Source organism: Streptomyces sp. (assembly GCF_019510245.1).
In the GTDB taxonomy this organism is placed as follows: Bacteria; Actinomycetota; Actinomycetes; order Streptomycetales; family Streptomycetaceae; genus Streptomyces.
Genome location: NZ_JAEKKT010000246.1, coordinates 1 through 11,921 on the forward strand (window position 1 = coordinate 1; position 11,921 = coordinate 11,921).

At 74.0% G+C, this 11,921-nt stretch carries 11 protein-coding genes and 1 pseudogene; 11 read left to right on the top strand and 1 reads right to left on the bottom strand.

Annotated elements, in window-relative coordinates; genetic code table 11:
* Positions 1-208, bottom strand: a pseudogene (locus JF597_RS47440) (B/F/G family RNA polymerase sigma-70 factor); the annotation flags it as partial.
* A 287-nt stretch (positions 209-495) separates the two neighbouring features.
* Here JF597_RS47440 and JF597_RS47445 point away from each other — a divergent pair.
* The 11 genes from JF597_RS47445 (at position 496) to JF597_RS47495 (ending at position 11,664) form a co-directional block, all read left to right on the top strand.
* On the top strand, positions 496-723 hold the full coding sequence (locus tag JF597_RS47445; protein WP_294011628.1) for a DUF2945 domain-containing protein: 228 nt from the start codon (positions 496-498) through the stop codon (positions 721-723).
* Positions 724-931: 208 nt separating this feature from the next.
* Positions 932-1,492 (top strand): hemerythrin domain-containing protein, encoded by a 561-nt coding sequence (locus tag JF597_RS47450; RefSeq protein WP_294011630.1) that lies wholly within the window; start codon positions 932-934, stop codon positions 1,490-1,492.
* 212 nt (positions 1,493-1,704) lie between these two features.
* Positions 1,705-2,226, top strand: a complete 522-nt coding sequence (locus tag JF597_RS47455) for a hypothetical protein (RefSeq protein ID WP_294011632.1) — start codon at positions 1,705-1,707, stop codon at positions 2,224-2,226.
* 165 nt (positions 2,227-2,391) lie between these two features.
* Positions 2,392-3,180: an STAS domain-containing protein gene (locus tag JF597_RS47460; protein ID WP_294011634.1), complete on the top strand. Its 789-nt coding sequence runs from the start codon at positions 2,392-2,394 to the stop codon at positions 3,178-3,180.
* A gap of 337 nt (positions 3,181-3,517) precedes the next feature.
* Positions 3,518-5,062, top strand: a complete 1,545-nt coding sequence (locus JF597_RS47465) for an FAD-dependent oxidoreductase (protein ID WP_294011636.1) — start codon at positions 3,518-3,520, stop codon at positions 5,060-5,062.
* Between the two features lie 177 nt (positions 5,063-5,239).
* Positions 5,240-6,187 (top strand): ATP-binding cassette domain-containing protein, encoded by a 948-nt coding sequence (locus JF597_RS47470; RefSeq protein WP_294011638.1) that lies wholly within the window; start codon positions 5,240-5,242, stop codon positions 6,185-6,187.
* Entirely contained in the window at positions 6,184-7,023 is an 840-nt protein-coding gene (locus JF597_RS47475) for an ABC transporter permease (RefSeq protein ID WP_294011640.1), read from the top strand. The genes JF597_RS47470 and JF597_RS47475 overlap by 4 nt, the downstream gene beginning before the upstream one ends.
* Before the next feature lie 28 nt (positions 7,024-7,051).
* Positions 7,052-8,359, top strand: coding sequence for a sensor histidine kinase (locus tag JF597_RS47480; RefSeq protein ID WP_294011646.1), 1,308 nt, complete (start codon positions 7,052-7,054; stop codon positions 8,357-8,359).
* Positions 8,356-9,024 (top strand): response regulator transcription factor, encoded by a 669-nt coding sequence (locus JF597_RS47485; RefSeq protein WP_294011642.1) that lies wholly within the window; start codon positions 8,356-8,358, stop codon positions 9,022-9,024. The genes JF597_RS47480 and JF597_RS47485 overlap by 4 nt, the downstream gene beginning before the upstream one ends.
* Before the next feature lie 196 nt (positions 9,025-9,220).
* Entirely contained in the window at positions 9,221-10,717 is a 1,497-nt protein-coding gene (locus JF597_RS47490) for a hypothetical protein (protein WP_294011644.1), read from the top strand.
* Positions 10,718-10,722: 5 nt separating this feature from the next.
* The gene (locus JF597_RS47495; protein WP_294011648.1) at positions 10,723-11,664 is read left to right on the top strand and encodes a lysylphosphatidylglycerol synthase domain-containing protein; all 942 of its coding nucleotides are present in this window, start codon (positions 10,723-10,725) and stop codon (positions 11,662-11,664) included.
* The last annotated feature ends 257 nt before the right edge of the window (positions 11,665-11,921 follow it).

The window sequence follows — 11,921 nt, forward strand, 5'->3', positions numbered from 1 at the left end:
GGAAGCGGCCGGCGATGCGGTGGGCCATGGGCAGCCAGGCGGCGACCAGTTCGTCGCGCAGCGCGTCCCGCTCCGGGCCCTCCTCCAGAGCCGCGAGACGGCTGAAGAGGGCCGCCGTGTCGGGGGCGTCGTCATGGGTCCGCCGGGACGCGGTGCGAGCGCTGTCCGCGGGCGTGCGGGAACGGGTGGACGCAATGTTGAGGGGCATGCGGAATCGCTCCTGGACGGTTTCTCAGCAGGTCCGGAATCCGGGTTCCGGACATGTCCGAACGGTCATGTCAGGGGGTTGCCACAGCGGAGTCGTGCCGGCCCTGGAGGGTGCCGAGAGCCGGGTGAATTCCCGCTGGGCACGCGCCTCCAGTCCGAAGCACTGGACTCCGCCTGCCCGTGGTCGTGGGCCGCAAACCACGGGCCCGCGGCACCCGGCGGCTGCGCTGCGGGCAGGATGCCCGCACCCTGGGCGAAACGGCCCACCACAGGCGAAGGAGTGCCGGTATGGCTCGGAAACGGGGCGCGGGCAAAGAGCTGAGAGAGGGCGACGAGGTGGCCTGGGAGAGTCACGGCGGACGGGCCGAGGGCAAGGTGGAGAAGAAGATCACCGAGCGCACCGAGGCCGCGGGCCGCACGGTCGACGCGTCGCCGGACGAACCCCAGTACCGGGTGCGCAGCGACAAGTCCGGCCGGTCGGCGGTGCACAAGCCGTCCGCACTGAAGAAGAAGTGAGCCGGGGCGGCCCCGGCAACGTCCCCAACCGCCCCGTGCCCCCCGTGATCCGCCGTCACGGGCCGACCGGCCCGTTACTCCCGGGTCGGCAGGGGCACCCGACCGGGTGTAACTGGCCCGGGACGGCACCTACTCCCTCCGGACGGGGAACTGTCAGCCGGGCGGGACCGACCCGGCCCGGGCATGACCAACGAAAGGCGGAGAGACCATGGGACACGGCGGAGACGCGATCGCGGAGCTGATGACCGACCACCGGGAGGTCGAGGAGATGTTCGCCCGCATCAAGGGGATGCCGGGCGGCGGGCAGGAGCTCCGGGACGTCGTGGACGAGGTCACCATCGAACTCGTACGGCACTCGATCGCCGAGGAGGAGTACCTGTACCCGGCGGTACGCGAGCACGTCGAGGGCGGCGACCGGATCGCGGACAAGGAGATCGCCGACCACGGCCGGGTCGAGGAGCTCCTCAAGCAGCTGGAGAAGACGGACACCGACGACCCGAAGATGGGCCCGCTGCTGCAGCAGCTCATGGACGAGGTCTCCACCCACGTCCGGGACGAGGAGGACAACCTCTTCCCCATGCTGCGCCAGGCCTGTTCCGCCGACGCCCTGAACAAGCTCGGGGACAAGATCCGCCGGGCCAAGTCCATGGCCCCGACCCGCCCGCACCCCGCGGCCCCGGACACCCCGCCCGCCAACAAGCTCCTCGCGCCGGGCGCGGGCCTGGTGGACCGGGCCCGCGACCTCATCACCGGCCGCGGCAGGTCCTGACCCCGCGGCAACCGGTACCGGACCGGACGGCGCCCGCCCGGATTCCCGATCGGGAACCCGGGCGGGCGGCCTCTTGTGACGCGGCTCATTCCGTCTTCCGGTCCGGCTGCTTACGCTGGTACGTCACCAGCGGGGCAGCGCGGCTCCGCGTCACAGCTCGCGGGACCGATCTGCCGGACACAGGCGAGCACGTTCCCGAGGGACCGACCGCCGTGACCGACGATCTGACACCTGTCATAGCCGCCTCCGCCCGCTGGCTCCTGGCCGCCTACCCGGCCTCCGGCGGCGCGCTCAGCCGGGCCCTGGCCGAGGCACAGGCCCGGCAGGCGGCCGCACTCGCCGCCGCCCTGCGCTACCCCACCGCCCTCGACGTGCAGCTGCTGCATCTGCTCGCACCCAGCGGTTCCGAGCGGCTGGACTGGCTCACCGGATACGAGCCGCAGCCCGACGGCACCGGCGACACCGCCTGGCGGACCTGGGTCGACGAGACCGTCGTCAGCTGGGCCGCCTGCCTCCTGGCCGACCCCGCCCTGGCCGCCCACGCCGCCCGCCGGGCCGCCGCCATGAGCGAGCACCGGGCTGCCGACGGCCTGCGGAGGCTGACCGATCCCGGGAAGTGGGACACCGAGGCCGCCGCCCTGCTGCGCCACCCCGACCTGGTGGAGAACATCGCCGGCCTCCACCGGCTCCAGCTCGTGGACCTGCTCGGCGTCGACACCGCCGGACTGGCCTGAGCGCAGTCGCCGCCCAGCACCGACAGCCGTGAGGCAACGGCACCGTCCACGGCCCACATCGCACGGTCGTGTTTTCACGCAAGCCAAAACACGAACTGAATTTCACGTACACCTTGACGGGTCAGGGAGAGCGTACGACGCTGGAGGCATGCAGAGGAGGCGATCATGCTGGAACCGTCCGAGAGAGTGCCGTTCGCGGGCGAGGGCGGCAGCGAACGCCCGTCGGGGCCGACCACCGCGAGTCTGACGACATGGGCCGCCCCGGACGGCGACCGCGTGACCGTCACGGTGAGCGGCGAGTTCTGCCTGGACAACAGCCAGGAGCTCCGGCACACCCTGCGCGCCGCCCTGGCGAGGTCCGCCGCGGGCGTGGACCTGGACCTCGGCAGGCTGACGTTCGCGGACTGCAGCGCGCTCAACGTCCTTCTGGCCGCCCGAGGTCAGGCGGTCGCGGCGGGGAAGACGATCGTCGTCACCGCCGTCAGCCCCGCCGTGGAGCGCCTGCTGACCTTCACGGACACCTACGCCCTCTTCTGCGCCACCCCCGACGGCCCAGCCGCCTCCCACGGCACCGACCGCCCCGTGGGGACGTCCGAGCCCCGGGGCGGGAACGCGGACGACGGGCTTCTCCGGACGGAGCTGGTGCAGCTCCGCCGTGCGATGCGCACCCGTCCGGACATCGACCTGGCGCGCGGGATCCTCATGGCCACCTTCGGTCTGGGGCCGGACGCGGCATGGGAGGTGCTGGTCACCACGTCCCGGAAGAGCCGTACCGAACTGCACCACCTCGCCACGGACGTGCTGACGACGGTCCACGGCGCCTCGCTGCCGGACTCCGTCCAGAAGCAGCTCACCGCGGCCGTCGCCGCAGCCCGCGGGACCGACGGCCGCCCGCACGGCGCCACCACCTCGGGAGCGGCACGGGACGCGTGCCAGGGGCGGGCGTGTGCGTGATCGCGGGCTCGGCCCCGGGTGCGGCCCGGTCCGGAGTGCTCTACGGCGCGCGGGCCGACGCCGGCGGCGCGGCAGCCGCCCGGGGGTGTCGCCGCCGCTGTCGGGGGAGCCGGCCGGCCCGTCTCACGGACGCGGTCCTTCGTGAACGGCGGCCTTCACGGTCACTCCTCTCACGCCAACGATCCGGCCGGCCGAAGGCGGCTGAGCGTGCTGTTGGTGCCCGAGCCGCATCCCCGCGCATGATTCCGGCGAAACGGACCGAAGGGCGTGGTGGCCGCCAGGCCTGCCGGGGGCACGCCGGTGCGTGTCACCCCGGCAGCGAGGGAACTCGGCGGCCATGGACAACGAGCGAGGACTACGGGGGTCGTACTGGATCGAGACCGCGCCGGGCGGCGAGCCCGCCCCTCCGCCGCCCGGGAGCCTGACCGTCGATGTCGCGGTGGTGGGCGGCGGCATGGCGGGGCTCAGCACGGCCTGGGAGCTGGCCCGGCGCGGGCGTGAGGTGGCCGTGCTGGAGGCCGGGCGGATCGCGGGCGGCGTCACCGGCCACACGACGGCCAAGCTGACCGCGCTGCACACGCTCGTCTACGACCACCTGCGCCGCACCCGCGGCCGCAAGGGCGCGCGGCTGTACGCCCACTCGCAGTCGGCGGCGATCCGCCGTGCCGCCGAGCTCGTCGACGAGCTGGGTATCGAGTGCGCGTGGGAGGAGGCGGCGGCCTTCACCTATGCCGAGGACCCCGAGCACGTGGCCCCGCTGCGGGCGGAGGCCGAGGCGGCCCGCGATGCGGGCCTGCCGGCCGAGTTCGTCACCGGGACGGACCTGCCCTACCCGGTGGCCGGTGCGGTCCGGGTGACCGGCCAGGCGCAGTTCCATCCCGTGAAGTACCTGCGTGCCCTCGCCGGCGACCTGCGCCGGCGCGGCGGGGCCGTGTACGAGGGAACCCGCGTCACCGGACTCACCGAGGGCGAACCCTGCGTCCTCACGACCGACGCGGGTGCGGAGGTCCGCGCGCGCGAGGTCGTCGTCGCCACGCACTACCCCGTCTTCGACCGGGCCCTGCTCTTCACCCGGCTCTCCCCGCGCCGCGAGCTGGTGGTCGCGGGGACCCTAGACGCCGACCGGGCACCGCGCGACATGTACATCACCCCCGAGCAGAACACCCGGTCCGTGCGCAGCGCCCCCTACGCCGACGGCAAACGCCTGCTGATCGTCACGGGCGAGCACTTCACCCCCGGCGCCCCCGGCGGCGTCGACGTCGAGGAGCGCTTCGCCCGGCTGACCGCCTGGGCCGACAGCCGGTTCCCGGGCCTGACGCCGACCCACCGCTGGGCCACCCAGGACAACGACTCCACCGACTCGGTCCCCCTGGTGGGACCGCTGCACCCGGGCAGCCGCCACACCTACGTGGCCACCGGCTTCGGCGGCTGGGGCCTGAGCGGCGGCATCATGGCCGGACTGCTGATCGCCGACCTCGTCGAGGGCCGGGAGCCCGAGTGGGCCGGTCTGTACGACCCGCGCCGACTGGGTTCCGTCGTCCGTGAAGGCATGTCGTTCCTCAAGAACCAGGCACACGTGGCCAGGCACTTCATCGGTGACCGGCTGCCGCCCGTCACGGCGCCCGCACCCGAGGACCTCGCCCCCGGGGACGGGGCGGTGCTGCGCGTGGGCGGCCACCAGTGCGCAGTCCACCGGGACGACAGCGGTCAGCTCCACGCGGTCTCGGCCCGCTGCACCCACCTCGGCTGCCTCGTCGCCTTCAACCGCGCGGAACAGGCGTGGGAGTGCCCGTGCCACGGCTCCCGCTTCGCCCCCGACGGCAGCATCCTCCAAGGCCCCGCCGTCCGGCCGCTGGAGCGGCGCGAGATCCCGTCGACGTGAGACGCGACCTGAACGGTGCGACCGAGGGGGCAGACGTGCGTAGTACCGCGGTACGACCGGGCAGGCGCGGATCATGCCCCGGTACCACCGAACCGGGGCGTCTCGCCTCCTAGCGTTGTCGGTGAGGCGTCGCGAGGGGCGACAGCCGGGCGCCGGCTCCCACAGGAAGAGACGCGCATGATCGACGCACAACAGCTGACCAAGAGGTACGGCGAGAAGACGGCCGTCGACGGCCTGGACTTCGTCGTCAGGCCGGGCACGGTGACCGGCTTCCTGGGCCCCAACGGCGCGGGCAAGTCCACGACCATGCGCATGATCGTCGGCCTCGACGCCCCGACCGGCGGGTCGGTGACGGTCAACGGACAGCACTACGCCCGCCACCAGGCACCGCTCCAGGAGGTCGGTGCCCTCCTGGAGGCGAAGTCGGTCCACCCGGGCCGCTCGGCCTACAACCACCTGCTGGCGCTCGCGCTGACCCACGGCATCCCGCGCCGCCGGGTCGACGAGGTCGTCGAACTGGCCGGCCTCGGCAGCGTGGCGAAGAAGCGGGCCGGAGCGTTCTCCCTCGGCATGGGGCAGCGGCTCGGTATCGCGGCGGCGCTGCTGGGCGATCCGCAGACGGTGATGCTGGACGAGCCGGTCAACGGGCTCGACCCGGAGGGCGTCCTGTGGATCCGCAACCTGCTCAAGGCCCTCGCCGACGAGGGGCGGACCGTGTTCGTCTCGTCCCACCTGATGAGCGAGATGGCCCTGGTCGCGGACCATCTCATCATCGTCGGGCGCGGACGGCTGCTGGCCGACACCACCGTGGCGGACCTCGTCCGGGAGGCGGGCGGCGACACGGTACAGGTGGCCACCCAGGAGCCGGCCCGGCTGCGCGAGGTGCTGGCCGGTCCTGGCGTCGACATCACCGGCCGGACCGGCTCGGAGGAGCTCCAGGTGACCGGGCTCGGCGCCCGCGAGATCGGCCTCAAGGCGGCCGAGCACGGGATCGCGCTGTTCGAACTGACGGCCCGGACGGTGTCGTTGGAGGAGGCGTTCATGAACCTGACCAGGGATGCCGTGGAGTACCACGGCTCGACGACCGGCATCGAGACCCGAGCGGTCGAGGGGAGTGCGGCATGAGCACCCTCACCGCGCGCGTCGAGGCGCCCCCGGCCACCGCGGCCCGCCCCGCCCACCGGGTGACCGGACGGCGCGTGCTCGCCTCGGAGTGGTCCAAGCTGTGGTCGCTGCGCTCGACCTGGATCACCCTGGGTCTCGGCCTGCTCTTCCTGGTCGCCTTCGGGCTCATCGCCGCGAACCACTACAAGTCGGGCGTCGGCTCTCCGCGCCAGGACCGCGACTTCGCCACCGCGACCGCCGTGAGCCTGTCCCTCTTCGGCACCAACTTCGCCCAGCTCGCCCTCGGCGTGCTCGGCGTACTGGTCACGGCGGGGGAGTACTCCACCGGGATGATCCGCTCCACCCTCACGGCCGTACCGCGCCGACTGCCCGTGCTGTGGTCCAAGGCGGCCGTGTTCGGGCTGGTCGCGCTGGTGGTCGCCACCCTCGGCGCGTTCGTCGCCTTCGGGTTCGGCAGCGTCATCGTCTCCGGCACCCCGGCCGCCATGGGCTTCTCCCACCCGGGCGTCGTACGGAGCCTGCTGGGCGCCGGCCTCTACCTCGGCCTGGTCGGGGTCATCGGCACCGCACTGGGCACCCTGCTGCGCTCGGTGGCCGGCGGCATCTCGGTGCTGGTCGCCTCCCTGATGCTGGTCCCGGGCCTGATCTCCCTGCTGCCCAGTTCCTGGCAGGACGACATCAGCCCCTACCTGCCGAGCAACGCGGGCGAGTCGATGTTCGCCCTGACCCACGACAGCACCACCCTGTCGCCGGGCGCCGGGCTGCTGGTCTTCCTCGGCTGGACGGTGCTCGCGCTCGCGGGCGCGGCGTACCGGCTGGTGCGCAGCGACGTCTGACGGCCTGCACCATGGGCAGGTGACCTCCTTGACGACGAGCGCCTCCGCCGGGGACATCGGCGGAACGGGACCGCTGGCCGCCCGGCTCGCCCGGGCCGGCCAGCGGCTGCGGCACGCGGACCGCGCCCGTCCGTGGGTGCTGGACACCGCGGTGGCGGCGCTGGTCTTCGCCATGTTCTGCCTGCCCGACCTGCTGCACCTCGGCGGCGCGGGGGCCGGTGACGGGGACGGGGACGCCCGGCGGAGGTTCCAGTTCGCCTTCACCCAGCTCCCCCTGGCGGCCGTGCTGGCCCTGCAGGCAGGCCTGGTGCTGCCGCTGCTGTGGCGGCGGCGCCGGCCCATGGCCACCTTCGTCGCCATCGCCGCCGTCTTCGTCCTGCAGTGGTCGCTGGGTGCCGCGCTGCGCGCGGACGTCGCCCTGTTCGTCGCCCTGTACAGCCTGGCCCTGCACGGGCGGCTGCGCCGGCTGCCGTGGGCCGCCGCGGTGATGGCGGCGTGCATGGTGCTGGTCGCGGTGCGGGTCTCGCCGGCCATCTCCGTCTGGGACGCCCTCTTCTTCCTGCTGAGCACGGCGACCGCGGCCCTGGCCGTCGGCCTGATGGTGCGGACCCGGCGGGCGCAGCTCGCGGGGCTGCGGGAGCGGGCGGCGCGGCTGGAGACGGAACGCGACCAGCGCATCAGGCTCGCGACCGCCACGGAACGCGCCCGGGTGGCCCGGGAGATGCACGACATCGTCGGCCACAACCTGTCCGTCATCATCACCCTCGCCGACGCCGGCGCGTACGCCACCGACACCGCCCCCGAACGCGGCAAGGAGGCCCTCCAGCTCATCGGCGACACCGGGCGCACCGCCCTGGGCGAGCTGCGCCGGGTGCTCGGCGTGCTGCGCGAGGCGTCGGACGGCGCCCGCCAGGCTCCCGAACTCAGCCCCCAGCCCGGCCTCGCGGACATCGAGGCGCTGTGCGACGGCGTACGCACCGCCGGCCTCGAGATCGTCTACCGCACCGTCGGCGAGGTGGACGCCCTGGACCGCGGGATGCAGCTGACGGTCTACCGCATCGTCCAGGAAGCCCTGACGAACACCCTGAAGCACGCCGGTGCCGGCACCCGGGTGACCCTGTCGGTCGTCGTCGCGGACGAACGGCTCGTCATCCGGATCCGCGACAACGGCCGGACCAGGGGTGCCGGACCATGGAACGAGGAAGGACACGGACTGGTGGGCATGCGCGAACGAGCGGCGTTGTACGGAGGGACCGTGAGCGCCGGGCCCGCGGCCGACGGAGGGTGGGCCGTGGAGGCCTCCCTCGACCTGGCACCGCGGGGAGGCGCCCGGTGACCACGGTGCTCGTCGTCGACGACCAGCAGCTGCAGCGCTACGGCTTCCGGGTGCTGCTCGACTCCATGCCCGAGACGGAGGTGGTCGGTGAGGCCGCGAACGGCGCCGAGGCCGTCCGCAGGACCGCCGAACTCCGACCCGACGTCGTGCTGATGGACGTACGGATGCCCGGCATGGACGGCATCGAGGCGACCCGCCGGATCGCCGAGGCCGGGGGGCGTTCCCGGGTCCTCGTGCTGACCACCTTTGACGTCGACGAGTACGTGCACGCCGCCCTGCGGGCCGGCGCCAGCGGCTTCCTGCTCAAGGACGCGCGCCCCGACGAACTCCTCGCCGGGATCCGCGCGGTGGCCGGGGGCGACGCGGTGATCGCGCCGGCCCTCACCCGCCGCATCCTCGACGAGTACGCCCGGCACGTGCCCATCGGAAAAGGCGACCCGGGAGAGGACCCGCGGCTGGCCTCCCTGACCGACCGCGAGCGCGAGATCCTCGTCGCCATCGGCAAGGGCTGGACCAACGGCGAGATCGCCGCCCGCTTCGTCGTGTCCGAGTCCACCGTGAAGACGCACGTCGGCCGCGTGCTGGCCAAGATCGGCGCCCGCGACCGCGTGCAGGCCGTGATCTTCGCCTACGATCACGGAATCGCCCTCCCCGGGGCCGGGTGACGGAAACGTCCCGGCCCAAGGAAAAGTCCGGGCCCAAGGAAAAGTCCGGGCCGAAGGAAACGACTGGGCAGGGGAACGGACGCCTTCTCACCCGCCTCTAACCCTACAAACCGTAGGGTGGGATGCCCTCCTGCGAGCTGCAGGAGGTTCCGGCTCCCAGGCCGGTTCCGCGGTGAGTGACCAGGAGAGGTGCGAGATGGCCGACGGCTCGAACGCCACGACGACCGGTGCCACCCGCACCGGTCTCCCGGGGCAGGCCGTCCGGCCCCGGCGGGGGCGGGGCGAACCCCGGCTCGGGGCGGTCGCGGCCGCCTTCACGCTCGCCCAGCTCGTCCTCGTACGGCCGGATCTCGGTCTCGGCTGGGACGAGTCCGTCTACGTCAGCCAGGTCAGCGGTCACGCTCCCGCCGCCTACTTCAGCGCGCCCCGCTCCCGCGGCATCTCGCTCCTCGTCGCCCCGGTCGCGTCGTGGTCCGACTCCACCGTCCTGCTCCGGATCTACCTGGCCGTCCTCTCCGGCCTCGCCCTCTACCTCGCCCTGCGCGTCTGGCGGGGCCACCTCGGCCCCGGCGTCCTGGCCCTGTCCGGCGCCCTGTTCGCCTCGCTGTGGGTGACGCTGTTCTACGGCTCCGAGGCCATGCCCAACTACTGGGTCGCCATCGGCGCCCTGGCCTGCGTCGGCTGCTTCCTGCGCGCCCGCGCGAACGCCCGCGACCGGGCTGCCTGGTGGGGGGTGTTCGCGGGCGCGGCGCTGATGGCGTGGATGCGCCCGACGGACGCGGTCTACGTCGTGCTGCCCCTGCTCGCTCTCGCCCTGCGCCGCCCGCGCCGCCCCCGTCTGCTCGCCGTGCTGGCCGCGGGGCTTGTGGCCGGCGCCGGCGAGTGGGTGATCGAGGCGTACACGAGCTACGGCGGCCTCACCGAGCGCCTGTCCGCCGCCTCCGCCATCCAGGGCGGCCTCGGCTGGCACCTCGCCGTGCTCGACCAGCTGCGCAGCCTCGGCGGACGCACCCTGTGCCGCCCCTGCACCGGAGCGGCCCCCAACCCGGCGGTGACCCTGTGGTGGTACGCGCTGCCGCTCCTCGCCGTCCTCGGCGCGGCGGCCGCCGTCCGCGCCCGGCGCGCGCTGCCCGTCCTGCTGCCGGGGGCCTGCGCCGCCACGGCCGCGATCCCCTACCTGTTCCTCATCGGCTACGCGGCCCCCCGCTTCCTGCTGCCCGCCTACGCCCTGCTCGCCCTCCCCGTCGCCGTGGGCCTCGCCCACCTGGTCACCGCCCCGGCCCGCCGGGCCGGGCGCGCCCTGGCCGTCGGCCTGGTGGCGGTCGGCCTGGCAGGCCATCTGGCCGTGCAGTACGTCGTCCTGGAGCACACCGTGCACAGCTCCGCCGCCTCCCGCGCCGACTGGGCTCGTACCGCCGCCGCCCTCCACACTCGTGGCGTACGGCCGCCGTGCCTGCTCAGCGGCTACGACGCCGTCCCCGTCGCCTTCGCCGCCGGCTGTGGCTCCGCCCAGACGGCGGGGCACGACGCCAGCACCACCGTGGCCGAGCTGAAGCGCGCCGCCCACGGCACGGCCTTCGCCGTCCTCGCCCGGCCGGGGAGCCGTCCACCCGCGTACGCGCGCACCTGGCCCGCGGAGAAGGTCGGCGTCCTCCGGGCGTACCTGGCTCCCGCCGTACGGCAGGGGAGGTGACCGTCGTGACCGCGGCCGACAGCCTGGCGGTGACCTCGGGCCGGCGCCTGTACCTGCAACTGGGTGTCACCCTGGCGGTGCTGGTCGCCGCCGCCGGGATGCTCGTCGCGCACCGGGCCACGCTGGACAGCGGCACCGACCGGCTGGCCGCCGCCGACGGGGAGTGGCTGCTGCTCGCCTGCCTCGCCACGGCGGGCACCTGGGTGTGCGCGGCCGTGGCCCAGCAGGGGGCGGTGGCCGAACGGCTGCCCAGGGGGCGGCTGGTGGCGACGCAGTTCGCGGCCTGCGCCGCCAACCACCTCCTTCCGGCGGGGGCCGGTGCGACCGTGGTCAACCTGCGGTTCCTGACCCGGTGCGGGCTGTCCACCCGGGGCTCGGCGACCGCACTGGCGGTGAAGGCGGCCGTCGGCGGGATCGCCCGGTGCGTGCTGGGGGTGGTCCTGCTGGTCGCCTCGCCCGGCACGGTCCGGCTCTCCGCACGGGCCCCGCACGGGCCGATGCTGCTGGTGCCGGTGGTGGTAGGAGCCGTCGCGCTCACGGCCGCGCTCAACGGCCGCCTCAGACGGGCGGTGCGCCGGGCCTTCGCCGACGTGCGAGCCGTGCACCGGTGCCGGGCGCGGGCCTGGGCGCTGTGGGGCGGGTCGGTCGGGTTCGCCCTGCTGCATGCCGGGGTGGTCGTCGCCGTGGTCCATGCGATCGGCCTCGGCCTGCCCGTGAGCCGGGTGGTCATGGCCTACCTGGTCGCCAGCGGCGCGGCGGCGCTGCTGCCCACGCCGGGCGGACTCGGCTCACTGGACGCCGCGCTCGCCCTCGCCCTCACGGCGGCCGGCGCGCCGGGACCGGCGGCGGTGTCGGCGGTCCTCGGCTACCGCCTGCTCACCGGATGGCTGCCCCTGGCCCCCGGGCTGCTGGTCCTCGCGCTGCTGGCCCGCAGCTGCGCCCTGTGAGCCATGCTCTCCTAGATTCGGCTGGGTTGTCCCGCCGACCTGAAGAGCGATGAGCCGTTCCTTCCCGAGCCCTCGTACGTCGGTCATGTCCCCTGTGATGCATCACAGGGGACGTCATGGGCCGGGGTGGGGGTATGAACGGGTACGGGGTGGGGTCTGGTGGTTCCCGGTGTGTGGTTGGGGGGTGGGGTTGTGGGGGTGTGGTTCTTATCGTGGTGGGCTGAGTTCGAGCAGCCGAGTGGTGTGAGGGGGCGGGT

What these genes read in the sequence shown, in the direction of transcription:
- JF597_RS47445 (WP_294011628.1), top strand. Translation starts at nt 496, where the DNA reads ATGGCTCGGAAACGGGGCGCGGGCAAAGAGCTGAGAGAGGGCGACGAG.
- JF597_RS47450 (WP_294011630.1), top strand. Translation starts at nt 932, where the DNA reads ATGGGACACGGCGGAGACGCGATCGCGGAGCTGATGACCGACCACCGG.
- JF597_RS47460 (WP_294011634.1), top strand. Translation starts at nt 2,392, where the DNA reads ATGCTGGAACCGTCCGAGAGAGTGCCGTTCGCGGGCGAGGGCGGCAGC.
- JF597_RS47465 (WP_294011636.1), top strand. Translation starts at nt 3,518, where the DNA reads ATGGACAACGAGCGAGGACTACGGGGGTCGTACTGGATCGAGACCGCG.
- JF597_RS47470 (WP_294011638.1), top strand. Translation starts at nt 5,240, where the DNA reads ATGATCGACGCACAACAGCTGACCAAGAGGTACGGCGAGAAGACGGCC.
- JF597_RS47475 (WP_294011640.1), top strand. Translation starts at nt 6,184, where the DNA reads ATGAGCACCCTCACCGCGCGCGTCGAGGCGCCCCCGGCCACCGCGGCC.
- JF597_RS47490 (WP_294011644.1), top strand. Translation starts at nt 9,221, where the DNA reads ATGGCCGACGGCTCGAACGCCACGACGACCGGTGCCACCCGCACCGGT.